We start from the raw sequence: 23,364 nt of genomic DNA on the forward strand, positions 1-23,364 counted from the left end.
GATACTGGGAACTGTGAAAAAGACTGGACCCGAAGCAAAACTTCTCGTAGTGGACGATGAGCCGAACATTCGTGAGCTCCTCTCCACCTCCCTCAGGTTCGCCGGTTTCGACGTCGTCGCTGCCGCCAATGGCCGCGAGGCACTAGCTGCTGCCGAGACCCACAACCCTGATCTGGCCGTCCTTGACGTCATGCTGCCGGACATGGACGGTTTCACTGTCACCCGCCGGCTGCGCGCCGCCGGTCGGCACTTTCCCGTGGTCTTCCTGACTGCCCGCGATGACACCGATGACAAGGTCACCGGGCTGACGGTGGGCGGCGACGATTACGTCACCAAACCGTTCAGCCTTGACGAGGTGGTGGCCAGGATCCGCGCAGTCCTCCGCCGCACCCAGCCCATGGACGACGACGACGCCGTGATCCGCGTCGACGATCTTGAGCTCGACGACGACGCCCACGAGGTACGCCGCGCCGGGGAGGTCATCGACCTGTCCCCCACCGAGTTCAAACTGCTGCGGTACCTCATGATGAACCCCAACCGTGTCCTTTCCAAGGCGCAGATCCTTGACCATGTCTGGGAATACGACTTCAACGGCGACGCCTCAATTGTCGAGTCCTACATCTCCTACCTGCGGCGCAAGATCGACAAGAATCCCGACGCCGTTGCCTTGATCCAGACCAAGAGAGGCGTCGGCTACCTGCTGCGCACCTCCGACAAGCGGTAGGTCAGGGGTGGACCTGATCGATCGGTGGAAAGCCGCGTCGCTTCGCACCCAACTGGTGGCCACCATGACCTTGCTCATGGTGGTCACTGTTGCGATCACCGGAATCGTCACAGTGTCGCTGCTGCGCAACAGCCTCATCGACCAGATGGACCGGGACATTCGCGCCAACGCCTACGACGTGGCGCAGAATATTTTCCCGGACGGCGCCGCCGATGGGAGCCTGCTCAGGTTCTACGGCGAACTGAGGAATCAGGAAGGCCAGAAAGTCCGGTCGACCCTGCCTGAGGAATCGGCCGACTACCCGGTCATCCCTGAGGTGGACGTTAACGCTGTGATCGAGCGGCAACACGTGGGCTTCTCCGTCCCCGGCAGCGCCGCGGGAAGCCCCGGCTGGCGAGTGGTCCTCATCGAACTAACCAACGGCCAGGGAAGCGTCGCCATAGCCTCGGATCTGTCGACGATCAACAAGTCGCTTGAGGAGGCCGGGCAGATCATCTCCTTTGTCGGTCTCGGCGCCACCATTGTGGCCAGCGGCATCGCCTTCGTTGCAGTGACCCGGCAGTTCAGGCCGCTCGGGCGGGTGGAACGGACGGCCGCGGCGATCGCTGCTGGCGATCTGTCCCGACGGGTCGAGGTGGAGCGACCCGCCACCGAGGTGGGGCGCCTCTCCCGCTCCCTCAACGCCATGCTCGCCCACATTGAGACGGCCTTCTCCGCCCGCACCGAATCCGAACGTAAGATGCGCCGCTTCGTGGCCGATGCCTCCCACGAGTTACGCACTCCCCTGGTGACCATCAGGGGGTTCTCGGAGCTGTACCGGCACGGCGCCCTGCAGAACGACGACGATGTGCGGTCGGCGATGGGCCGGATCGAGAGCGAAGCCAAGCGGATGGGCGAGCTGGTGGAGGATCTGCTCACCCTTGCCCGGATCGATGAGCAGCGCCCGCTGGAATCGGAGCCCCTGGACCTGGTCATCCTGGGTAACGACGCCGCCCTTGACGCCCGGGCGATCGCCCCTGACCGGGAGATCACGGTGATTGGCCTCGACGGCGGGCAGGCCCGGTCCGCGCCCACCGTTGGCGACGAGGCGCGGCTGCGGCAAGTGGTGGCGAATCTGATGACCAATGCGCTGCGCTACACTCCCGACGGCTCCCCCATTGAGATTGCGATCGGTGTTGAGCCGGTCATCCACGACCGGATGGACTCGGTGATCGAGGTCAGGGACCACGGTCCGGGTATCTCCGAGGAGGACGCCGCCCGGGTTTTCGAGCGGTTCTACCGGGCAGACTCCTCCCGATACCGGGAAACCGGTGGTACCGGTCTGGGGCTCGCGATTGTCGCCGCCCTGGTGGCCCAGCACGATGGTTCGGTCCGGCTCGAGGAGACGCCCGGGGGCGGTGCCACCCTGTCGATCCGGTTGCCGTACACCGCCGCCGAACCCGAGGACTCCTCCTCCACAGAGCCCTGAGTTGAGGAGCCTTGTCAACAGGTGAGGGCCCGGCCCCCCACTGCGGTTCATCACCGGCCTAGGGTCGAGGGTGTCAGCAGATGAGGAGCTCCACAATGACAAACTTTCAGGTCGATACCGATGCTTTGGCGGCCAAGAGCAACGAGGTGCAGGGCACCATCAGCCGCCTGCAAGCCGAGGTGAACACCATGCAGGCCGGACTGTTGGATATTGAGGTGCTGTGGAAGGGCCAGGCCGCAGCCAACTTCCTGGAGGTGGTGACGCAGTGGCGCGCCACCCAGGCGCGGGTCGAGGAGTCGCTCGCCGAGATCAACCACGCGTTAACAGTCGCCATCCAGCACTATGCCGAGGCGGAGCTGAGTAACGCCAGGATGTTCCTCTCCTGAGCGGGTGTGCCTTCCCTCCTGTTAACGCTGGAAGGACGGCACCCCCTGAGGGATGCCGTCCTTCCGGTACAGCGTGGGTGAGGTGTAGACCTCGGGGTGGGGACTAGAAGCCGCCCATTCCGCCCATGCCGCCCATGTCGTCTCCGCCGCCGCCGCCGGCCGCAGCCTTTTCAGGCTTGTCAGCTACTACGGCTTCGGTGGTGAGGAACAGACCAGCAATGGAGGCCGCGTTCTGCAGTGCAGAGCGGGTCACCTTGACGGGGTCGTTGACTCCGGCAGCAAGCAGGTCTTCGTAGACCCCGGTGGCAGCGTTCAGGCCGTGACCTGCAGGCAGGCCGCGAACCTTGTCGACAACCACGCCTGGCTCGAGGCCGGCGTTGAAGGCGATCTGCTTCAGCGGGGCGTCGATGGCAACGCGAACAATGTTCGCGCCGGTTGCCTCATCGCCTTCGAGCTGCAGCGATGCGAAGGCCTTGGCGCCAGCCTGGATGAGGGCAACGCCGCCACCGGCGACGATTCCCTCTTCGACTGCTGCCTTGGCGTTGCGGACTGCATCTTCGATGCGGTGCTTGCGCTCTTTGAGCTCAACCTCGGTTGCGGCTCCGGCCTTGATGACTGCAACCCCGCCAGCCAGCTTGGCCAGGCGTTCCTGCAGCTTCTCGCGGTCGTAGTCAGAATCGGAGTTCTCGATCTCGGCGCGGATCTGGCTGACGCGTCCAGCGATCTCCTCGGCGTTGCCTGAGCCTTCGACGATGGTGGTCTCGTCCTTGGTGACAACTACCTTGCGTGCGCTGCCCAGGAGGTCGAGGGTGGCGTTCTCGAGCTTGAGACCCACTTCCTCGGCGATAACCTGACCACCGGTGAGGATGGCGATGTCGGCCAGCTGGGCCTTGCGGCGGTCACCGAAGCCTGGAGCCTTGACGGCTACCGACTTGAACGTGCCACGGATCTTGTTGACTACCAGGGTGGCCAACGCTTCGCCTTCGATGTCTTCGGCGATGATCAGCAGCGGCTTGCCGGACTGCATGACCTTTTCAAGAACCGCAACGAGGTCCTTGACGTTGGAGATCTTGGAGTTGACGATCAGGATGTACGGGTCTTCCAGTACGGTTTCCTGACGCTCGGCGTCAGTAACGAAGTAACCGGAGATGTAACCCTTGTCGAACCGCATACCTTCGGTGAGCTCAAGCTCCAGGCCAAAGGTGTTGGACTCCTCGACGGTGATAACGCCTTCTTTGCCCACCTTGTCGAGTGCTTCGGCAATCAGGGCGCCAATTTCGTTGTCGCCGGCGGAGATGGATGCCGTGGCAGCAATCTCTTCCTTGGTTTCAATTTCCTTGGCGGAGGCGAGGAGCTCACGAGTGACCGCTTCTACAGCCTTCTCGATGCCGCGCTTCAGGCTCAGTGGGTCCGCGCCAGCGGCAACGTTCCGCAGGCCTTCCTTGACCAGGGCCTGGGCGAGGACGGTGGCGGTGGTGGTACCGTCGCCAGCGACGTCGTCAGTCTTCTTGGCAACTTCCTTAACCAGCTCTGCGCCGATCTTTTCGAACGGGTCGTCCAGTTCGATCTCCTTGGCGATGGATACACCATCGTTGGTGATCGTGGGGGCGCCCCACTTCTTCTCAAGGACGACGTTGCGGCCACGTGGGCCCAGCGTTACCTTGACGGCGTCGGCGAGGATGTTGAGTCCTCGCTCAAGGCCGCGGCGTGCCTCTTCATCAAAAGAAATGATCTTGGCCATAGTGGCTTAGGTCCTTTCGGGGACAGTACTGCTTATCAGCAAACATATGCTCACCTGCTGTGATGCCCGCGACGGACGGATATCAGCAGAACGATCTCTTTACGTCCTGCCGAGCACCTCACCACAGTGGTGTGCGTGTCACATCCAACCCCGCCAACGATTAGCAGTCAGCGGCTTAGAGTGCTAACTCAATAATTAGCACTCTGGCTGCCTGAGTGCAAGTGACGACTCTGCCATTGAGCACACGTGACACCGTGTACCACCGAGTCGTCAACGGTCCCGCGGCCCACCCGTGCGTCACGGAATCTGGCCGCCTCAGGCCAGTCTCCTGTGGCCAGCTGGGAGCTGATGCGCCCAACGGCGTCGTCGGCCTCCTGGTCCGTGGGCGGCGGGAAGTAGGGTCCGTTCCACAGATGCCAGTCCTGATGGGGACGGAGCCACTCGCGGTAAGCGGAAAGATCAGGGCTTTCCAGTCGCGGAGCCGGACCTGTTGCCCGTCAAGTGGAAGCATCAAGGCAACCCTCGCGGCCTACTGGAACGCGGGCCCGATCACCACGGTGAGGTCGGGAGACACCTCAGTGGTTTCAACCAGGGTGGGAATTCCCAGGATGCCAGCCAGCTCCTGCGCTGCAGCCAGCTGGGCACTGTTGTAGAAGATCACCGAGGTCTGCGGTGGGACACCACCCCAATCAGCGATCTGGCCCACAGTCCAGCCCCCGCCCGAGACCCGGTTGGCAGCCAAACTTGCCATCCCGCTGATCCCGGTTGAGTTGAAGACGTTCACCGGCTGGGTCCGGTCGACCGCCGATGGGTCCTCGCTTGGTGATGGCTCGTTGCCCGTCGGCTCGGAGTCGGTTGGCTCATCCTCGGTCGGCTCCGCGGAGGGGCCCGAGTCGGACGGGGAGGGGGTCGAGGATTCATTGTCGGTCGCCGACGACGGTGACGGCTCCGACGTGGCTGCCCCGGAGGACCGTGAGCTGGTGGCGAGGCTGGACGCCGGGTCTGCGCCCTCGCCAATGCCCAGCCGGGGGAGGATGAAGTAGGCGGCCAATCCGACGGCGAGCGCCAATACACCGACGATGATTTTTAAGGCCAGTCCGCTGGACCGTGGGGGAACCAGCCTTTCCCGGTGAACTCCCTGCCGCGATGCGGATTCGGGGATCTTGTCGAACTCGTCCCGGGGGTATTGGCTCATAGTGATGCGTCGTCCTTGGATTTTGGCGCTGGAAACAGGTCGCCGAGGGCGTTCAGATGTCAGCGCCGAGTCGGCGTGCCGAGCGCGCGCGCTGACGGGATGTACGTAGTCTACGCAGTCGTTTAACCAGCATGGGGTCGTGAGCCAGCGCCGCCTCGGTATCGATCATGGCATTGAGGATTTGGTAGTAGTGGGTGGCCGACAGGTCAAACAGTTCGCGGATGGCCTGCTCCTTGGCGCCGGAGTACTTCCACCACTGGCGCTCCAGAGCCAGCATCTGCTGCTCCCGATCCCCTAGAACGCCAGCCTGACGAGGGTTCTCCGGTTCCGGGTGCACCACACTGTCAGCCTTTGCTGCCTCAGTCACTACCGATCGCCCCTTAGCTGGATGCGGCGTGCTGACACGCCGCCTGGTCTGCCCTTTATGGTAATGGGGAATAACACGGTTGTCATTTGGCGCGCTGGGGCACAAGGATGGGACTGTGTCCGAATACCAGAGCGCCCTCTTCCCGGAGCCAACCCCGTCGCCCAAACCGCCCACCGGCCCGGGGAGCCCCGCGTTCCCTTTCGCGGCGCCCGTCCGGGTGGCCGACGTTGTGCACCCATCCTGGGCCGCCTCCCTCGCACCGGTGGAGCCGCAACTGCACCTTCTCGCCGATCGACTGCGAGCCGAGGTCAATGCCGGCACCGAGGTCCTTCCCTCACCGCAGCACATCCTTCGGGCGTTCAGCTACCCGCTGGATCAGGTCAAGGTGCTGATCCTGGGCCAGGATCCGTACCCGACGCCGGGTCACGCCGTCGGGCTGTCCTTCTCGGTGGCGGGAACCACCCGGCCGCTCCCCCGAAGCCTCGCCAACATTTACCGGGAGCTCGCCGCCGATACCGGCCTCTCGGTTCCCGCTCACGGGGATCTCGAGGGGTGGGCCGAGCAGGGGGTGCTGCTGCTCAACAGGGTATTGACGGTGCGGGCCGGCGACGCCGCATCGCACCGCCGGCTGGGGTGGGATGCGGTGACCAACGCAGCTGTCGAGGCGTTGGTGGCCCGGAAGCTGCCCCTCGTCGCTGTTCTCTGGGGACGGGATGCCCAGCAGATCAAACCGCTGCTGGGTGCAACCCCGGTCATCGAGTCGGCCCATCCCAGCCCGCTCTCGGCGTCGCGGGGGTTCTTCGGCAGCCGACCGTTCTCCCGGACCAACACGTTGCTGACCGAGCTGGGTGCTGACCCGGTGGACTGGCAGCTGCGGTAGCTACCGACGGGATTTCCAACGACCGCGGTTACTAACGACGGCGGTTCCGGCGGCGTTCGTTGCTGCTGACTCCCTTGGTGAGCGGCCGGGCCAGGTTGTCACCGAGAACCACGCCACCGGCAATGGCCAGGATGATGGTTAACGCGTTGAACAGGCTGCTACTGCCCGCACCCGCCAGCTCGGTCTCGATGGTCAGACCGTACATTGACCTGAACACCATGAGCCCGGGGTAGAGGAACATCACTGCGGGGACCGCCACCACCAGCTGGGGTGCACCCATCCTCAGCGCCACAATTCTGGCCAGCATGCCGATCAGGACGGCGGCGATCGCCGGGGCGAGGCGGTAGCCAACGCCCAGCGTGACCACCAGCGAGTACAGCAGGAACCCGGTGACCCCGATGAGGGAGGTGGGGAGTACCAGTTTCATGTCGGTCTGCTCCGCCACGCAGATCATCGCAACGGCGATGAAGACCAGCACCGCGACCACCGGCAGCGGGTAGAGCGGCCCCACCGACGTCGTCAGCTGAAGTTCGGGGATACCGATCAGTGCACCCGCCACCAGGGCCACGGCGATACCGGAGATGATTGCGGCGAACACGAGGAACGCCGAGAGGTACCTGCCGGCCGCAGTGACCGGGTACCCGTTGATCGCATCCTGGGTAGCCGAGACGAGCCGACCGGTGGGCAGGAGCAGCAAGATGCCGCCGACCACCACCAGTGACGGGGCTACCCCGATGTCGAGCCACCAGAAGAACATGGCGACGATGGTGACCATCCCCGCGGAGGTGGCGACAGCGAAGAATTCCGGGACCCGCCATTTTCCCAGCTGGCGGGACAGGAGATCGACACCGATGCAGCTGGCGAAACTGATGAACGACTCCAGCGGGCCGCCGCCGATGAAACTGACGATGGCGGCGCCGAAGATGCCGAACGCAGCGGTCACCATCCAGCGGGGGAAGGGCTTGGGCTTGTGGGTAATCTCGTCGAGGCGCACTGCTGCGTCGATGCGGGAGGTCCCGCCGTCGACAATGTCAGTGACGAGCTGGTGCACCTTCAGGAGACCTGCGTAGTTGTTGGTCCATGAGCGGACCACCCGCAGCACCGTAACTGGGGTCTGGTCCTTGGCTGAATAGTTGAGAATGACCGACTGGTTGGTGATGTCCACTTCAATGTTGTCGAGCCCGAACGCGGCGGTGACCGCGATGATGCTGGTCTCCACCTCGAGCGCGCCGGCCCCGTAACGGAACATCGTCTCAGCCAGGCCCAGCGCAAAATCGAGGGTTCTGCGCGCGTTGATGTCCGGGCCGACGGCCTGGATGGTGGGATTGGCGTAGGGGCTTCCCGCCAGCCGTTCAACGATGCTCATCGCCTGGGTGGGCGGCGCCTCCCCCTGGACCAGTCGCCGGAGCACCTTGCGGGCTGCGGCATTCGACCGGTCGGGGCGGACCGAGCGCGGTGTGGTCGGCAGCGCATCGGTGGGTGTCGAGTAGGTCCTGCGGTCGGGCTTGTTTGCCTGGCGAGGCCGGGGTTTGGTTTTCGCCGACGGGGTCCTGCCTGGTTTGCCGGTCGTCCCCGGACGTCCGCCGGGTACCGGACGTTCAGCGGTTACCGGACCGCCGGGAGTTCCGGGCAGCGAGTGAACCGGCCGGGTGGCGGGCGGGCTGTCCTGCGGTGCACCGCGGTCCTGAGCGGCGGCGCTGGCCGGGGTCCCGGCAGTCGGAATGATCGGCAGCTGTTCTGCGACCGGGGCGGGGTTCGTGTTGGGGTTACGGCCATCGTCGGCCTCGGTCTTCTCACCCATGGGATTCACCCCTTCATCCGGTGTGCCCGCGCGGGGCGGGGCTGGTTTTTAGTAGAACGGTTGGTGGTGTCGGCGCCAGTAAATCTGGCGGGCGACGCGTTCGCCGATGGCATTCCACACCCGATACTTCCACGCGCTCAGTGGCAGGTCATAACAGCCGACAAAGTCCGTCACAGTTTTGGTGAAACTGGTTTTGAACAGTCCCAATCCATGGTGCTGATGGATGGGGTCCTTCAGCCGGTCGCTGGGCGGGGTGCCACAGAAGTCGTACTCGACAATCCCGAACTCTTCCTTAAGATCGGTGATGGCCTGCCACTGCACCAGATGGGAGTCACCATACTGGGAACGCTTCGGTTTGGACCCGCCATCCTTGTAGGTACCCTTCAGACCGTAGTTGATGACGAAGGCGCCCACCGATGGTTCGCCGTCCTCGTAGACGAAGTACAGGCGCCCCTGGCCAGCGTCGGCGAAGCTCTTCCAGAACCGGCTGTAGTACTCATAGGAGCGCAGCTTCGCAGCCGACCGATCCTCGATGTGAGCCATCAGCCGGTACATGGTGCTGAAGTTTTCGTCGGTGGGATCCATCCGGCGTACTTCGACACCCTCGCGGATGGCTCGTCGCACAGCGTTGCGGCCCCTTGAGTGGAGGTTGCGCAGCAACTGGTTCGGCTCGGGTGTGGTGTCGAGGATTGCCGTGTGATCGTTGGGCTGGAGGTCGAAGGTCTTGACCAGGCCCGCATCAAGGAACAGCCGGTGGACGTCGTCGTCGGCAGGGATGTCCGGCTCCACCTTCACGGCGAAAACATTGTGCCTGCCGGTGCGGGCCAGGTCGCGGCAGGCATCGAGAATAGCCGGCACATGAGCGGGATCCGCTACATCGGGGCCCTTGATGAGGTACCACAGTGCACCCAGGAGGGGCAGCCGTTTCTCGATCACCAGGTTGTAGGTGGTGTAGTCGGCGCTTTCGAAGACCAGGAATCGGGGAGTCCAGCCGTGGTGTGACTTCACCTCGGCGAAGGATGCCGACTGGAGAATATTTCCGCCGTTGGGGTTTGCCGTCACCAACGCGTCCCAGTTGTCCCGCTCCTCGGCCGTGGCTAGACGCGCGGTGAACTTAACCAAAATCCCTCAATCAGTGGTGGTGGTACAAAGACAATTCAGTCTAACGGCTGGTCCTGTTGGCCGCCGTCAGCATTGTCCCGGTGAGCCTCCCCATTCCTCGGTGAGTGCCATAGCATCGGAACCATGGACTATCGATACCTCGGAAACAGCGGATTCAAGATCTCGGAAATCACCTACGGCAACTGGCTGACGCACGGCTCCCAGGTGGAGAACGACGTCGCCACCCAGTGCGTACGAACGGCGCTCGATGTGGGCATCACCAGTTTCGACACGGCCGATGTGTACGCGAACACCGCAGCCGAGACGGTGCTCGGCGAAGCGTTGAAGGGTGAACGGCGCCAGTCCCTGGAAATCTTCACCAAAGTGTGGGGGCCCACCGGCCCCAAGGGCCCCAACGACGTCGGCCTCTCGCGCAAGCACATCATGGAGTCGATCAACGGCTCGCTGGAACGCCTCCAGACCGACTATGTCGATCTGTATCAGGCGCACCGTTACGACCACGAGACACCCCTCGAGGAGACGATGCAGGCCTTCGCCGACGTCGTCCGACAGGGCAAGGCGCTGTACATCGGGGTCAGCGAATGGGATGCGCGGCAGATCCGGGCCGGGCATGCCCTGGCAAAGGACCTGGGGTTTCAGCTGATTTCCAATCAGCCGCAGTACTCGATGCTGTGGCGGGTGATTGAGGAAGAGGTGGTCCCGGTATCGGAGGAGCTGGGGCTGTCCCAGATTGTCTGGTCACCGGTGGCTCAGGGTGTGCTGACCGGTAAATACCAGCCGGGTGGAACGCCGGAGCAGGGATCGCGGGCTGCCGACGAGAAGGGCGGTTCGAACATGATCAAGCGATGGATGTCCGATGAGACCCTCACCGGCGTCCAGAAACTCCAGCCGATCGCCGATGATCTGGGCCTGACAATGGCGCAGTTGGCTGTGGCCTGGGTACTGCAGAACAAGAACGTGGCGGCAGCGATCATTGGGGCGTCGAAGCCGGAGCAGGTGAAGTCCAATGCTGTGGCATCGGGCGTGACCCTCGATACTGACGTGATGGCGAAAATTGACGAGGCCATCGGATCGATGGCAGAAACCGATCCCGCAAAAACTGTCTCACCCGAGCAGCGGCCCGCATGAGGCTCGCGGTCACCGGCACGAGCGGCAAACTGGGGCGCACTGTCACGAGAGTCCTCCGGGCCGCCGGGCACGAGGTGCTCGGGATGGATCTGCAGGGGGAACGGGATCCCGGATTCCTGAAAATTGATCTGACCGATTACGGGCAGGTTGTTGACGCGCTGATGGGCGTCGACGATCGGCACAACGGGTTCGACGCCGTCGTGCACCTGGCTGCCATTCCGGCGCCCGGTCTCCAGGCGGACGCAGCGACCTTCCACAACAACATGTTGTCCACCTACAACGTGTTTCAGGGATGCCGCCGGGCCGGAATCTCGAAGATCGTCTACGCCTCCAGTGAGACGGTGCTTGGTTTGCCGTTCGACGAGGACCCTCCCTATATTCCCGTCGACGAGGAATACGCTGCCCGACCGGAAAGTACCTACTCGCTGGTGAAGCACCTCGAGGAGCAGATGGCGATCCAGCTCACGCGTTGGGATCCGGAGTTGAGCATCACGGCGTTGAGGTTCTCCAACGTCATGGATCCCGAGGATTACGTCGAGTTTCCGTCCTTCGACGAGGATGCGATGGGCCGGAAATGGAATCTGTGGGGGTACATCGACGGTCGGGACGGTGCGCAGGCGGTGCAGCGCGCCCTCGAGCATGCCGGGCCGGGCTTCGACAAGTTCATCATCGCCGCAGCTGACACGGTGATGAGCCGCTCCAGCGCATCGCTCGCTGCCGACGTGTTCCCGGACGTCGAGGTGGTCAAGGACGTGGGCGAGCACGAGACGCTGCTGTCCATCGACCATGCCCGCAGCGTGCTGGGCTTCGATCCGCAGCACAGTTGGCGGGACCACGTGCGGTAGCCCGACTCCGGCCCTACCCCTCCCCACCCCTTCATTGAGTCAACACAAATGACCGGTTTCTGCCGGTAATTCGGTCATATGTGTTGACTCAGTGAAGAGTGGAGTGGGAGGTGGGGGTGCGCCACCGGATCACGACCGTCGCGGCAACAACCACTAGCGCGACAACAGCTGCGGCGATCGCCGTGGGCAAGGATTCCATCTGGCCGGTCGTCCGCCCCACGGCAATCCAGGCCAGACCCCAGCCAATGGCCGCCGCCACGGCCAGCCGACCGTTACCCTTGATCGCCAAACCAATGCCGACCAACGCGACGACGGCAAGGACGCCGATGGCCCAGACGTCCTGACTCACCCCAAAGCCGGTAAACCCAGCGGCGGACAGCGCGGCAGCAATGTTGGCACACACCGCCACGCACACCCATCCCAGATAGAGACCAAGGGTTCCATCAACAGTTGCCGCCTCAAGCCAGGACGATGCGGGTCGGGCGCTATACCGGACAAACACCGCGGCAAGGACGGCGAGAAGCACCGCAATCACCAGGACACTCGCGTTAAGCCACCCAGCCTGAATACTCAGAATCCAGACTGCGTTCAGCACCATCGACGCCGCGACAAGCCACCCCAGCGACCGCTGCCGCGCGCTGCTTCGTTGCGACGGCAGCCACTGCCACACGGTGTACGCCACCAGCCCTATATAGATCACGGTCCAGATTGAGAACGCGGACCCGGCGGGCGCCAGCCGGGTGGAATCCGACCCCAACGCGCCGCCTGCCGCCTCAGCGATGGGCGTCCCGCCAAACACACCGACGCCGACCATCGATCCCACGATGCAAAAGATCATGCTGAGGGTAACAGTCACTTGGCGATAAGGGTCCGTGTTGGTTCTCTGCTGCGCTGCGGTGTGAGAGGTCATATCTCCATTGAACCGGCTTGGGCGGGAGAAAACTATCTGTTCCATCAACCAATCAGTAGGCTGGGTAGTTCACGTGTCGACTTGAAAGGGCATGTCATGACTGAATCGAACCTTCCCGAAGAAGAACTGAGCATCACCGACGGAATCACCCCTGCGGAGTCAGACGAACTGGATCCGGTAGCTGCAGGGCAGCCCGACAGCTACCCGGGCGCGGCAGAAGACAACCCGGACCAGTGGCGTGATGACCCGCTGCTTCAGGACGAGCCGGTAGCTGCTATTCCCGGAGAAGATCCGCTGAGCGATCAGGCCCTCCGTGATGAACTGGCCGGCCCCGCTGCATCCGATATGCCAACACTGGGCGAAGCGGCGGCAGACGTGGACTTCGGTGATCCCGCCGACGAGTCAGAGATCGATGGCAGCGACGACAGCGCCAACCTTGGCGGGTCGCCACTCGGCCAGCCCGACGCCGATCTGGACGAGTACTAGGACAATCGAGCCAGAGGGCAGTAACGCCCTAATCTTCACCATGCTGCGCCGTCGACATGCCAATCGGGGGGCCGTCGACGGCGCAGTGGCTCATCCCCTGGGAATTCCTGCCGTTGCCCGCTGACGACGCTTTTCGCGCAGAGTAAGGATTGGCTGAAGACTCACCGGAATATTCCTGACCGGCGTCGCTTGCCAGGACGTTGTTCCGGATCGTCAGCACAGCAAGACCCGCACCGGCGAGCAGCACCCCAACCCCGATCAACACCGAAGTACGGAACCCCTCGTTGAAGGCCACCGGATCCAGGTAGCTGCTGCCCGAAAGCCCGGCAAGAGCGGGGAACAAAGCGACAGCGATAAGCGCTGCCGCCCGCGCCACAGCATTGTTTACCCCAGACGCTAGCCCAGCGTGACGGCTATCCACTGATGCAAGCGCCGTAGCGGTCAACGGAGCCACCAGCACCGACAGCCCCAGGCCCAGCACGACGACGCCGGGCAACACATCGGTCAGATAGGACGCGTCGGGCCCTATCCGCAGCATCAGCAATAGGGCAACCGCACACAGCACCGGCCCGAGACTCATCGGCAACCGCGGACCAATGCGCGTTGCCAGCTGACCAGCCCGCGATGACAGCAGTAGCATCAGCACGGTAATCGGCAGCATCGCGGTGCCTGCCGCGAGCGGCGAAAATCCGGCAACCACCTGCAAATGGACCACCAGGAGAAAGAACACTCCCCCGAACGCGCCATAGACAAGGAACGTCACGGCGTTCGTGGCACTGAACTGGGATGAGGAAAAGATCGACAGCGGCAGCATCGGGTTCCGGCTGCGAGCCTCGACCAGCAGGAAGGCACCCGCCGCGACCACACCCAAACCAGCGGCCCCCAGCACCGCTGGGGAGAGCAGCCCCCGCGCCGGAGCTTCAATCAGGGCGTAGGTGATGCCGGCGAGCGCCGCGGCTCCGAGCACGGCACCCCACAGATCAAGCCTGCCCGTGCTGGTGTGATCCCTGGTCTCGGGGACGTGGCGTTGGGCCACAACGACGACGGCGATCGCCAGCGGAACGTTGATCAGAAAGACCCAACGCCAGGACACGGTCTGGACAAGCCAGCCACCAAGGAACGGGCCGATCGCCGTCGCCACTCCGCCAAGGCCAGACCACGCGCCGATGGCGCGGGCTCGATCGTCGGGATGGAAGGTTGCCTGAATCATGGCCAGGCTGCCCGGCGTCAGCAGCGCTGCACCCACACCTTGCAGGGCACGGGCGGTGATCAGGATTTCAGCATTGGGCGCCAGCCCGCAACACAGCGACGCGACGGCGAACCAAATGACACCGATGACAAAGACCCGCCGCCTGCCATAGCGGTCGCTCAACGATCCGCCGAGCAGGATCAGAGCAGCAAGGGTGAGGGTGTAGGCCGTGACCGTCCACTGGAGGGTGGAAAAGTCTGCCTGCAGGTCAGCACCGATGGCTGGTAGCGCCACATTGACCACGGTGGCATCGATTCCCGCCAGGCCCGAGCCGAGGATGGCCGCGAGGAGTACCCAGCGGCCGGCGGTGGAGGAGAAGCGGATCGGCTGCCCGCCGTCGTCGTGAGCTTCAGACACTGCACTGCACCGCCATCGGTGTTAGTCCTCGCACTCCCGGCAGAACAGGAGGTCGCCCTTTTGCCGGGCAACCTGGCTGCGGTGGCGGACCAGGAAACAGGAGGAGCAGGTGAACTCGTCTTCCTGCGGTGGGATGACGCGGATCAGTAATTCTTCGCCGGAAAGGTCGGCTCCGGGAAGATCGATGCCCTCAGCGGTGTCGGCGTCCTCGACGTCGACCGACGCCGACTGGGACTTGCTGCCACGGTTAGCCTGCAAGGCTTCGAGGGACTCAGCTTCCTTGTCCTCATCGTTGTTGCGTGGTGCGTCGTAATCCGTTGCCATACCGGTGCCGTTCTCCTGAAAATTGTTGAAGCCTGTGGGTGCTGCAGCCACCGAGTATAACCATGAACATCCTGACCAGAATGCCGGCGTTGCAGTTGAACGATCATCTGTTCAATTTGCCGCGTCAAGGGGTCCGAATGCCTCCGGGTGGTACCTTCTCAATGCGATCCCCTCACCGTTTATTCCCGCTGCACGAAGGTTTACCGAGCCCAGCTACGCCTCTTTAGGCCCGTCCGCGTTGTGGTGCCTCACTTCGTCCCTCGCCACCCGGAATTTCATGGCCTCATACCCAACCAGTCCGCTCAGAAGGGCCGCTACCAGACCGAGCGACGCCAACGCCGGAAGCTGCCAGGCGACGGGGATCAGGGCTGCCAGCACCACCGCAACGACAGTTCTGTGAGGGTTCCAGGTTCCGGTGTTGCGGTGTCGAAACGCCACATGACCAAGGAGGTGTACTGTCACACCGCCGAAAAGGGCAACAAGCGGGACACCTGTCAACGGATCGGTAAGATCGTGATCGCCGGTGTTCGAGACGTATTCCAAAACTTTCTTCAAGCTCAACGCTATGAAAATAATCGAGATCACAATTGGAAAGTGCAGGTAGGTGTAGGAGTCGCGCGCCAGCCGACTCCGCTGCTCCCCGCTGGCCTGCGCGAGCACCCCTTCCGCCACATGCGCGACCACGTCAAAATATAGCCACCAGAGGCTAACGGCAACCGCGATGCCGAAGACCGACGCACCAATAACCGCCCAGGGGATGGGTTGCCGTGCCACGCCTACCCCAATCGCTACCATTGATTCGCCCAAGGCGACCAAAACGATAAGCCCGTGCCGCTCAGCGAAGTGAACTGGCGCCGTCAGCCGCCAGCCCGACGTGCCGGCAACCCAGATGCCCACATAATCCACCACAAGGGCAAGCGCCCACAACCCAGTCTGGTAAGGCGGCCCTAGAGCCCCACCGATCACCAGCAGGGCACAGGCGGCACCCACGGGGATCGCCGTCAGAAGCAACTGGTGGCGCAACCCGACGTCGTCCCCGGCGGCGATCAGATAACAGGCCAGGTGCACGAGCCGTACGACGGCGTAGCAGGCGGCGAGGACAAGTGGTGCAAACAGGCCGCCGGGCAGATCCACAAAGGATTCGGGGATGGTCAGCGCGACGACGAACATAGTGCCGAGCGCCACCACCATGGTGACCCGCACGACGCCCTCATCCGCGTGCGCCTGGTTACCCAGCCAAGCGTAGGAGCACCAGGCGAACCACAGCAGGGCCAACAGCACCAGCCCACGCAGAGCCCCCTGCACAGAGGGATCATTGGCCATTAGTTGAGTCACCTGGGTGAAGGCGAATACGAAAACGAGGTCGAAGAATAGCTCAAGCGTCGTCACGCGGTGAGAGGGATCTGTGGGCCGAACCAGCCCTGCTCACCGCCATTGTGGAGTGTCAGCCATGATCAGCCCAGGTGTGCAGCAATCCTGCCCGGTATAAGTAGTGTCACGACAGCATCACCTCCAGAGGCTGCTCTCCGGGTTGTGTAATCACTTAGTGTCTCACCACGATCACCCCAGCGGAAGGCGTGCACGGAATAGGTTGACCGCTGGCGTGGTTGCGCCATGGAGAACCTATCTTCGACGGAAAGTGCTGCTCGTGACTCTCTTTACCCCGCTCACTATCGGTGACATGGAACTGCCCAACCGCATCGTGATGGCCCCGCTCACCCGGGTTCGTTCGAGCCGGGAAGGCGTCCCGGGCCCCATGGTCGTTGAGCATTACCGGCAGCGCGCATCTTTGGGCCTCATTGTCACCGAGGGTACCTACCCTGCGGAGGCGGGCCGCGGCTTCCCCGGTCAGCCAGGGCTGGTCACTGAGGAACAGTTGGAGGGGTGGCGTAACGTCACCGCCGCCGTGCACGACGCCGGTGGACGGGTCTTCGCGCAGGTAATGCATGCGGGGCGGGTTACCCACGAGTCAACCACCGGCGGACACACAGTCGTGGCCCCGAGCGACATAGCTATCAACGGCGAGACGCGCACCTACGACGGCAAGCAGCCGTACCCGGTCCCCCACGCCCTGACCACGGACGAGCTTCCCGGGATCATTGAGGAATTTGTCCAGGCGTCCCGGAACGCCATCGACGCCGGGATGGACGGCGTCGAGTTGCACGGTGCCAACGGCTACCTGCTGCACCAGTTCATGTTCCCGGAGACCAACCAGCGCGACGACGGTTACGGCGGCTCACTAGCAAACCGTGCCCGCTTCATGTCCGAGGTGGTCGCGGCGGTGGCAGCAGCAATCGGCGCCGAACGCGTGGGCCTCCGGATCTCCCCGGGCACCAGCGCCCGGGACGTGCTGCCCGCCGATCCGGCTGACGTCCTCGCGACCTACAGTGCCATGGCCGACGCCATTGCTCCGCTGAACATCGCCTACCTGAGCGTCCTCCACGAGGATCCCGCCGGCTCCCTGGTCCAGGAGATCCGATCACGCTTCGATGGCCCCTTCCTGGTGAACAGCGGCTTCGGTGTGATCACTGACCGGGACGAGGCGGAGGCCATCCTCGCATCGGGTCTTGGCGACGCCGTCGTCGTCGGCCGGCAGGCCATCGCCAACCCTGATCTGGCCCGTCGCTGGCAGGAGGACCTGCCGCTGAACGAGCCAGACCCGCTGACCTACTATTCGCACGGCGCCGAAGGCTACATCGACTACCCGTTCTACGAGGCACCGTTGGCGGAGGCCACCGCCTAAGCGGACCCGCCTGACGAACCACAACTACCGCTGAACGAGCGCATCATCCGCAAGGGTGGTGCGCTCGTCTTTGTCCGCCCGGATGCTCAGACCAACTGGTGTGAGGTAAAGGCCCAGCCGAAGACAACGGCCACGTCCGCGCCGAACGCCTCGCGGCAGATGGCCACCGTGGGCGGGACCGTGGCCACCCAGTCCAGGCCATAAATGACCACGAAGATCACGATGCTGGGCTCCACCGTGGCCGAGAGGAGTGCGGGCAACACCAGCAGGCTGACGCCGCGGAACTGATAGTAGACGGCCAGGAGCATCTTGGGGTTGTACCGGTCGGTCAGCCAGCCCGAGAGGATGGTGCCCACAATGTTGAACAGGCCGACGACGGCGAGTAACCCGGCCGCAGCCGTCGTCGGCATCCCGTGATCGTGGGCGGAGGGAATGAAGCTGTCCTTCTTCAAGAAAACTACGATTTGGAATCGATTCAACAGATAGAATAGTTCGGTGAAACACCGCCTAGCCATCCTTGTTCTTCTTCCTGCAGCCGTCCTCCTCGCCAGCTGCAGCCAGCTCGAGGAAACAGCAACCGGCATTGCCACCGATGCCGCCTCTCAGGTGGCCGAGGCCGCCGCCGATGAGGTTCGCGGCCAGGCTTGCCTGCTGGTTGAGGATGGATTGGTCAGCGTCAAAGACCAACAGGTCCTGACGGGGCTCGTGACGAGTGCTGAAACGGCCGGTGTCCCGGCGGATTTCCTTGACCCTCTTCGTGAAGTCGCCCAGGCGGGCGACGAGGTTCCCCAGGAGTCCGTCGAGTCCCTGCAGGACAGGTGCGCCCAGCCCGAAGGCTGATGCCAACTTGGCAAAACCTTGGGGAGCCTCCCCTTTCCAGGATGGTTTTCCCCAACCCGTTGCGCATCCGGGTGCTGTGCGGCACTCTGAGTGGGTACACAAGAAATTCCCCGCACAGGGGTGAGTGGTGGGGGCAGCTCGCTTTCGCCTTGACGGGGATCCACCCCGCCGATCAGCTCACTCGGGCGAGGATCTGCCTGGAGCTGATCGTGACACCTGTCCGGCCCACCGCCACCCCTACACACCGGGGATTGCGCAAGTCTGCAACGCGGACCATCCTCGCGGTATGCATCACCGTGGCGGCTGTCTGTGGCTCCGGATATCAGAGTTCCTTCACCGGATCCACCGGGCACCTCGCAGCCGCAGGAGCGGCCCGCACCGCTGCGTCGACTGGCGTGGCCACCGGGTGGGTGGGCCGCGAACTGCTGGCACTCCCCACCCCCGCAAACCAGGACTTCCTCGTTCCCGGCGAACCATTTAATCTGGGCGGCTCCATTGTCGTACCGGCGCCGGGGGCCGACGACGCGGCTGGGAGCGGTTCCGTTGACGACGGCTCCCCTGACGACGCCGTCCAGGTGACCAGTGTTCCCGTTGACGACCCGTCCCGGCCGGGGCCCGGCAGCCTGATGTCACCTCTTGAATCGCTCAGCCCCAGCTCGCCGTTCGGCGAGCGCCTCAACCCGATCACCGGCGAGCCCGGCGAATTCCACTATGGGCTGGACTTCGGCGCCCCCTGCGGCACCCCCGTTCACGCTGCCGACGCCGGCACCGTACGGGCAGTCGGCTGGCATCCATGGGGCGGCGGCAACCGGGTCGAGATCGACCATGGCAATGGGTTGATCACCACCTACAACCATCTCGAAGGCATCTCGGTCAAGACCGGAGATACGGTAGCGGTGAGCCAGGTGGTTGCCGCAGTGGGGACAACCGGATCATCCACCGGATGCCACCTCCACTTCGAGACCATCCGCGACGGTTCGCATGTCGACCCGAAAGGCTGGACGCTCACCCCCCTGGCCCTGTCCGCCTCGGTGCGGACACCGGAGATGACGTCCTATGCGCCCGGCGGCGCCACCTCCGGCGGCTCTGTCCCATGGGTTATCGCCCTGCCCCACGAGGTGTCCCACGAGGGCGGGCACCTTGGGTCCGGAGATGCCGGGCCAGTCATCGTGGCGGCACAGGCCCTTCCGGCACCCGCCAACGACAGCGCCACCCCACGCGCCACTCCTCAACGGCCGGCCGGCTCGGCTGCTCAACCCACTCCGAAGACCCCAGCCAGCCCGAGGCCCCCCGCCACCTCGAAACCCTCACCGGTGCCCGTCGTCGACCCAGCCAAAGCGGACTCAGGAAAAGACGGCACACCAACGCCCACACCGTCACCCACACCGTCACCCAGCATTCCTGAACCCGCGCCGGGGAAAGACCCGACTCCGCCGCCCGCCGCTACGCCCGCTCCACCAGCGGAGCCGGGTCCCCCAGCGGACCCCACCCCCGAACCGACAGCTGACCCGACGCCTGCTCCAACTCCCGATCCGGATCCACAGCCGACGACAGACCCCGCCCCCGGACCTGAGCCTGAGCCAGGCTGCGACGTCGAGCCCGACCCTGTCACGGATCCGGGGGCGGCCATCGGCCTTGGGTCCGGCGAGGAATCCGGATTGGACCCGGTCAAAAACCAGGCACCAACTCCTCTTCCCGCCCCACGTCCTGACCCCGTCCTGAACACGGAGCCCTCAGCTGGCGACAACACTTCCGGAGACAAGGTAAACCCTGAGGGCGAGGAGCCGGTCGATCCTGAACCTGGATGCGAGGGCGAAGAGGAACCGGCTCCTGACAGCGAGAATGGGCATGAGTCAGGAGCCGGGCCTGACGGAACCAGCACTCCGAGCAATGATCCTGCCGCCACGCTGGACCCAGCCAAGCCGTAAGTGACCAGTGCCCTGTTAGTGAAGCATCGTGTAGTCAGGGCGCTACTGCCCCGACTACTTGCGTGAATTTCGGGTACCAAAACGAGTACCGCCTACTCGTGACACTGCCATTGCCACCTCATAGTGTCTGGTCATGACAAACATGGATCACAGGTGCCAGTGTTGCGGTGAACTGGTCGAAGAAGTGTTCTGCGTGCATTGCGCCAAGGAAGTTGCATAGCAGGAGACGCCAGGCCTCTCGGTGCTTTCGCGCGCCAGCACCCGCGAGCGAACAGATCGTTCCGGCGAGCTGCTGCTAGCTGCCCGGATAGTCCACAGCAGTGACCGCGAAGATGTATTCGATGCCCTCGGTCGCGTCTGCCCGGACATTGAATCCCATGAAATACCCGGCCGCGGGCACCGAGACCTTGATCCGTTGAGGTGCGCCGCAGGCGAAGTTCTGCAAAGTGCCCCCACCATCGATGGGGTGGTAGGTGAACGTGACATCCTGCGTGCCACGGCATTGCAGGTGAGCAGTGTAATCACCCACCGGCAACTCGGTGCCTTCCCACCCGATCCGATTGAGCGTCTCGGCGTCTCCCTCGCCTGAAATGATGACTGCTGACGGATCTATCCCCAGGTCCAGTGGCTTCGCCTGCGGAGCGGGAGCCGCCGACGCCGACGCAAGTACCTCCGCCGTGTCCAGTGATTCCTCACCCACGGCGTCCATTGCCGCTTGAGGGACCCCGCAGGAACTCAGCGCGAGCCCCGCTACGATCCAGATTCCGGCATGCGTCGATCGTGCCATGGTGATCCCCCCATCACTTGATTTGGATCAACACTAGCCCGTCCTGTCAAGCAGCCATGAACCGTCCGGCCCCGACATCTTCGGGCATGGATTGTCGGGTCAGCAACGGCGAGTCTCCCGTAGCGTGGTTTTCGGAACGGAGGCAGCAATGCACGAATGGAATAGGGCGATCGAGCTCATCGAGACGTGAAGTAGTCGCCGGGCAACCGGTGCTTGAGGTCGCGTTTCGCTACGGCTACGGGTCGGCCGAGGCGTTTTCCCGGGCGTTCAAAGCACTGCACGGTCTCACCCCGTCGCAGGCTCGGGTCCCCGGCGCAATCCTTCGTTCCCAGCCGCAATTGAGGTTCCATCTACGCATTGAAGGAAGTGCCCAAATGAAACACCGCATCGTTGAGAAAGACGAGCTATTGCTGGTCGGATTCAAGACCCGCATCCCGATGGTCCATGATGGGCCCAACCTGGCCATCCAGGAGTTTGAACGGGGCCTTGATTCCGCCGCCAAGGACCGGCTCTCGGAGCTGTCAGAGGGTGATCCTGCCGGGCGTTTGTCCGTCACCGGGAGCATCGACGCACAGCGCAGCGACGGAAGCGATGTGGACTACTGGCATGCCGTGGCAACCACACAGCCCGTACCCGACGAGTTTGAGTCCCTGAAGGTTCCTGCCGGGTTGTGGGTGGTCTTCGAAGCCGAAGGGAAGTTCCCTGAATCCCTTCAGCACCTGTGGGCGGATGCCGCCACCGAATGGTTTCCCGCCAATCCGTACCGCTGGGCGCCGGGGCCTGAGATGCTCAGCGTGCAGCCAGCGCCAGGCGGCGCGGGAGGCCGGGGGCAATTGTGGATCCCCATTGAAGCAAGCTGGAGCTCGGCATCCCAGCCAAACTAGCCGCCTGTTTGCCTGGCCGAGCCATGATCCCCTCCTGGCATGGCACCAAAAAACCCTTCCTGACAGGCTTTCACCTGATCAGGAAGGGTTCGTAGAGCCTCCTAGCGGATTCGAACCGCTGACCCCCTGTTTACAAGACAGGTGCTCTGGCCAACTGAGCTAAGGAGGCGTACTGGCGCAGCCAGTAAGCGTCGTCGTCGTGGAAACCGATCGATTGCGCAAAGACAAGATTAGCCCAGCCGCGCCGTCAGCGAAAACTAGCCAGCGGAACCTAGCCCTTGGCGTCGATCTTCGCTTGCGTGAAGGCGGCGAAGTTGTCGATGGCTTCCGGCACCGCTTCCCCCTCGACATAGATGGTGGGGGTACCCGTGATGCCGTCCAGTTCGGCCGCGTCGGTGGTGAAGTTCACCCACGGCCTGAAGGTGCCTTCCGAAAGGCAGGTGGAAATGTCGGCTGCACCGGACGACGACGCCAGGGCGGCCAGACCGTCGTTGTCCAGCTCCCCGTTCTCGTAGTTAGCGAACACGCCGGCGGAGAAGTCGAAGTACGCCTCCGGAGACTCCTCCGCCACGCAGGCGAGCGCGTTAGCCCCGCGGGACGAGTAGTCGGTCGAGGAGTTGCGGTCCAGGTACGCCACGTTGCGGTGTTCCATGGTGATCTCGCCGTCGTCGAGCCAGGCCTGAATCTGATCCGCATGGGTGCTCTCAAACTCGGCGCAGAACACACAGTTCACGTCGACGTAGGACACCACCTGCACGGGCTCACCGTCTGCCGACGCGGCAACGCCTGGGGGCAGCTCGCCGGCGGGTCGCGGATCAGCCGGCAGCGCCGCACGATCCACCGTCCCCGTTTCAAATGGCTGGACCTCGGTGCTTGAGGTCAGCACAATCCCTCCGTGCTCGTTGCCGCCGGCAGGCGCTGGGCCGGCGTCGGGCACCTGACCGCGGATGGTGTTGGTGACGATCAGCGCCGCCACCACCAGGATCGCGACCACCGCGGCCACGACGCCCCACCGGATGAGCAGGCCCTTGCGTTTGTCCTGGCGCTCCTGGGCCTCGCGGATCAATCGTGCCTGCTCGCGTGCCTGCGCCGAGCGCTGCGATTTGGTCGGTTTATGGCTCGAGCTGGGCGTCATCAGTCCTCGTCATGGTTGGGTGCGCGTAGTCTCAAGCTTAGCGATCCACCCCTGCAGCCGCCGA

22 protein-coding genes, 1 tRNA gene and 2 pseudogenes are annotated in these 23,364 nt (G+C 63.8%); 12 read left to right on the forward strand and 13 right to left on the reverse strand.

Going from position 1 to position 23,364, the window contains the following annotated elements; translation table 11 throughout:
- Positions 1-13: 13 nt before the first annotated feature.
- From IWX62_RS10310 to IWX62_RS10320, 3 genes are all read left to right on the forward strand, one after another.
- Positions 14-724: a response regulator transcription factor gene (locus IWX62_RS10310; RefSeq protein ID WP_019483824.1), complete on the forward strand. Its 711-nt coding sequence runs from the start codon at positions 14-16 to the stop codon at positions 722-724.
- 7 nt (positions 725-731) lie between these two features.
- A complete protein-coding gene (locus IWX62_RS10315; RefSeq protein ID WP_333483355.1) occupies positions 732-2,192 on the forward strand; it encodes a sensor histidine kinase in 1,461 nt (486 codons plus the stop codon).
- Positions 2,193-2,287: 95 nt separating this feature from the next.
- Positions 2,288-2,578, forward strand: coding sequence for a WXG100 family type VII secretion target (locus IWX62_RS10320; protein WP_196841322.1), 291 nt, complete (start codon positions 2,288-2,290; stop codon positions 2,576-2,578).
- A 103-nt stretch (positions 2,579-2,681) separates the two neighbouring features.
- On the opposite strand, the gene groL is transcribed toward IWX62_RS10320, so the two are convergent.
- The 3 genes from groL to IWX62_RS10335 form a co-directional block, all read right to left on the reverse strand.
- Entirely contained in the window at positions 2,682-4,319 is a 1,638-nt protein-coding gene (gene groL, locus IWX62_RS10325) for a chaperonin GroEL (RefSeq protein WP_196841323.1), read from the reverse strand.
- Positions 4,320-4,848: 529 nt separating this feature from the next.
- Complete coding sequence (locus tag IWX62_RS10330) at positions 4,849-5,514, reverse strand: LytR C-terminal domain-containing protein (RefSeq protein ID WP_196841324.1); 666 nt, start codon at positions 5,512-5,514, stop codon at positions 4,849-4,851.
- A 52-nt stretch (positions 5,515-5,566) separates the two neighbouring features.
- A complete protein-coding gene (locus tag IWX62_RS10335; RefSeq protein WP_333483358.1) occupies positions 5,567-5,854 on the reverse strand; it encodes a DUF3263 domain-containing protein in 288 nt (95 codons plus the stop codon).
- Between the two features lie 142 nt (positions 5,855-5,996).
- On the opposite strand from IWX62_RS10335, the gene IWX62_RS10340 reads away from it, so the two are divergent.
- Positions 5,997-6,761 (forward strand): uracil-DNA glycosylase, encoded by a 765-nt coding sequence (locus IWX62_RS10340; protein ID WP_196841326.1) that lies wholly within the window; start codon positions 5,997-5,999, stop codon positions 6,759-6,761.
- A gap of 31 nt (positions 6,762-6,792) precedes the next feature.
- On the opposite strand, the gene IWX62_RS10345 is transcribed toward IWX62_RS10340, so the two are convergent.
- Positions 6,793-8,562, reverse strand: a complete 1,770-nt coding sequence (locus tag IWX62_RS10345) for a threonine/serine exporter family protein (protein ID WP_196841327.1) — start codon at positions 8,560-8,562, stop codon at positions 6,793-6,795.
- A 48-nt stretch (positions 8,563-8,610) separates the two neighbouring features.
- Positions 8,611-9,684 carry a lipid II:glycine glycyltransferase FemX gene (locus IWX62_RS10350; RefSeq protein WP_196841328.1) on the reverse strand — a complete coding sequence of 358 codons (1,074 nt, stop codon included), beginning with the start codon at positions 9,682-9,684 and terminating at the stop codon, positions 8,611-8,613.
- Positions 9,685-9,807: 123 nt separating this feature from the next.
- Between IWX62_RS10350 and IWX62_RS10355 the strand changes: the two genes are divergently transcribed.
- Positions 9,808-10,812, forward strand: a complete 1,005-nt coding sequence (locus IWX62_RS10355) for an aldo/keto reductase family protein (protein ID WP_196841329.1) — start codon at positions 9,808-9,810, stop codon at positions 10,810-10,812.
- Positions 10,809-11,657 (forward strand): NAD-dependent epimerase/dehydratase family protein, encoded by an 849-nt coding sequence (locus tag IWX62_RS10360; RefSeq protein WP_196841330.1) that lies wholly within the window; start codon positions 10,809-10,811, stop codon positions 11,655-11,657. Before IWX62_RS10355 ends, IWX62_RS10360 begins: the two co-directional genes overlap by 4 nt.
- Positions 11,658-11,745: 88 nt before the next feature.
- Here the strand turns inward: IWX62_RS10360 and IWX62_RS10365 are convergent, their stop codons facing one another.
- Positions 11,746-12,567, reverse strand: coding sequence for a tryptophan-rich sensory protein (locus tag IWX62_RS10365; RefSeq protein ID WP_196841331.1), 822 nt, complete (start codon positions 12,565-12,567; stop codon positions 11,746-11,748).
- A 96-nt stretch (positions 12,568-12,663) separates the two neighbouring features.
- Between IWX62_RS10365 and IWX62_RS10370 the strand changes: the two genes are divergently transcribed.
- Complete coding sequence (locus IWX62_RS10370) at positions 12,664-13,053, forward strand: hypothetical protein (RefSeq protein ID WP_196841332.1); 390 nt, start codon at positions 12,664-12,666, stop codon at positions 13,051-13,053.
- 28 nt (positions 13,054-13,081) lie between these two features.
- On the opposite strand, the gene IWX62_RS10375 is transcribed toward IWX62_RS10370, so the two are convergent.
- The 3 genes from IWX62_RS10375 to IWX62_RS10385 all read right to left on the reverse strand — a co-directional run bounded on the left by IWX62_RS10375 (position 13,082) and on the right by IWX62_RS10385 (position 16,372).
- Complete coding sequence (locus IWX62_RS10375; RefSeq protein ID WP_196841333.1) at positions 13,082-14,659, reverse strand: MFS transporter; 1,578 nt, start codon at positions 14,657-14,659, stop codon at positions 13,082-13,084.
- A gap of 21 nt (positions 14,660-14,680) precedes the next feature.
- Entirely contained in the window at positions 14,681-14,983 is a 303-nt protein-coding gene (locus IWX62_RS10380; RefSeq protein WP_196841362.1) for a DUF4193 domain-containing protein, read from the reverse strand.
- Positions 14,984-15,196: 213 nt separating this feature from the next.
- Positions 15,197-16,372, reverse strand: a complete 1,176-nt coding sequence (locus IWX62_RS10385; protein ID WP_196841334.1) for a low temperature requirement protein A — start codon at positions 16,370-16,372, stop codon at positions 15,197-15,199.
- A 259-nt stretch (positions 16,373-16,631) separates the two neighbouring features.
- Here IWX62_RS10385 and IWX62_RS10390 point away from each other — a divergent pair, with 259 nt between their 5' ends.
- Positions 16,632-17,726 (forward strand): alkene reductase, encoded by a 1,095-nt coding sequence (locus IWX62_RS10390; protein ID WP_333483356.1) that lies wholly within the window; start codon positions 16,632-16,634, stop codon positions 17,724-17,726.
- A gap of 92 nt (positions 17,727-17,818) precedes the next feature.
- Here IWX62_RS10390 and IWX62_RS10395 read toward each other — a convergent pair.
- Positions 17,819-18,163 (reverse strand): annotated as a pseudogene (locus IWX62_RS10395) (MFS transporter); the annotation flags it as partial.
- A gap of 58 nt (positions 18,164-18,221) precedes the next feature.
- Here IWX62_RS10395 and IWX62_RS10400 point away from each other — a divergent pair.
- The gene (locus IWX62_RS10400; RefSeq protein ID WP_196841335.1) at positions 18,222-18,566 is read left to right on the forward strand and encodes a hypothetical protein; all 345 of its coding nucleotides are present in this window, start codon (positions 18,222-18,224) and stop codon (positions 18,564-18,566) included.
- A gap of 251 nt (positions 18,567-18,817) precedes the next feature.
- On the forward strand, positions 18,818-20,494 hold the full coding sequence (locus tag IWX62_RS10405) for a M23 family metallopeptidase (RefSeq protein WP_333483357.1): 1,677 nt from the start codon (positions 18,818-18,820) through the stop codon (positions 20,492-20,494).
- Between the two features lie 295 nt (positions 20,495-20,789).
- Here IWX62_RS10405 and IWX62_RS10410 read toward each other — a convergent pair whose 3' ends face one another.
- Positions 20,790-21,281: a hypothetical protein gene (locus IWX62_RS10410; RefSeq protein WP_196841336.1), complete on the reverse strand. Its 492-nt coding sequence runs from the start codon at positions 21,279-21,281 to the stop codon at positions 20,790-20,792.
- Between the two features lie 86 nt (positions 21,282-21,367).
- Between IWX62_RS10410 and IWX62_RS16280 the strand changes: the two are divergent.
- Positions 21,368-21,574: pseudogene (locus tag IWX62_RS16280) on the forward strand (hypothetical protein); the annotation flags it as partial.
- 81 nt (positions 21,575-21,655) lie between these two features.
- Positions 21,656-22,165, forward strand: coding sequence for a GyrI-like domain-containing protein (locus IWX62_RS16285; RefSeq protein ID WP_333483360.1), 510 nt, complete (start codon positions 21,656-21,658; stop codon positions 22,163-22,165).
- A gap of 95 nt (positions 22,166-22,260) precedes the next feature.
- On the opposite strand, the gene IWX62_RS10420 is transcribed toward IWX62_RS16285, so the two are convergent.
- Together IWX62_RS10420 and IWX62_RS10425 are read right to left on the reverse strand one after the other, a co-directional pair.
- A tRNA-Thr gene (locus IWX62_RS10420) sits at positions 22,261-22,334 on the reverse strand.
- A gap of 102 nt (positions 22,335-22,436) precedes the next feature.
- A complete protein-coding gene (locus tag IWX62_RS10425) occupies positions 22,437-23,300 on the reverse strand; it encodes a DsbA family protein (RefSeq protein ID WP_196841338.1) in 864 nt (287 codons plus the stop codon).
- Positions 23,301-23,364 lie beyond the last annotated feature (64 nt).

Origin of the sequence: Arthrobacter sp. CAN_A1 (assembly GCF_015751665.1) — a bacterium.
Taxonomy (GTDB): Bacteria; Actinomycetota; Actinomycetes; order Actinomycetales; family Micrococcaceae; genus Arthrobacter_D.

Excerpts from the sequence above, each read along its gene's own strand:
- IWX62_RS16285 (WP_333483360.1), top strand. The coding sequence starts at position 21,656 with ATGAAACACCGCATCGTTGAGAAAGACGAGCTATTGCTGGTCGGATTC.
- IWX62_RS10355 (WP_196841329.1), top strand. The coding sequence starts at position 9,808 with ATGGACTATCGATACCTCGGAAACAGCGGATTCAAGATCTCGGAAATC.
- IWX62_RS10370 (WP_196841332.1), top strand. The coding sequence starts at position 12,664 with ATGACTGAATCGAACCTTCCCGAAGAAGAACTGAGCATCACCGACGGA.
- IWX62_RS10330 (WP_196841324.1), bottom strand. The coding sequence starts at position 5,514 with ATGAGCCAATACCCCCGGGACGAGTTCGACAAGATCCCCGAATCCGCA.
- IWX62_RS10345 (WP_196841327.1), bottom strand. The coding sequence starts at position 8,562 with ATGGGTGAGAAGACCGAGGCCGACGATGGCCGTAACCCCAACACGAAC.
- IWX62_RS10360 (WP_196841330.1), top strand. The coding sequence starts at position 10,809 with ATGAGGCTCGCGGTCACCGGCACGAGCGGCAAACTGGGGCGCACTGTC.
- IWX62_RS10380 (WP_196841362.1), bottom strand. The coding sequence starts at position 14,983 with ATGGCAACGGATTACGACGCACCACGCAACAACGATGAGGACAAGGAA.
- IWX62_RS10320 (WP_196841322.1), top strand. The coding sequence starts at position 2,288 with ATGACAAACTTTCAGGTCGATACCGATGCTTTGGCGGCCAAGAGCAAC.
- IWX62_RS10365 (WP_196841331.1), bottom strand. The coding sequence starts at position 12,567 with ATGACCTCTCACACCGCAGCGCAGCAGAGAACCAACACGGACCCTTAT.
- groL (WP_196841323.1), bottom strand. The coding sequence starts at position 4,319 with ATGGCCAAGATCATTTCTTTTGATGAAGAGGCACGCCGCGGCCTTGAG.
- IWX62_RS10425 (WP_196841338.1), bottom strand. The coding sequence starts at position 23,300 with ATGACGCCCAGCTCGAGCCATAAACCGACCAAATCGCAGCGCTCGGCG.
- IWX62_RS10410 (WP_196841336.1), bottom strand. The coding sequence starts at position 21,281 with ATGGCACGATCGACGCATGCCGGAATCTGGATCGTAGCGGGGCTCGCG.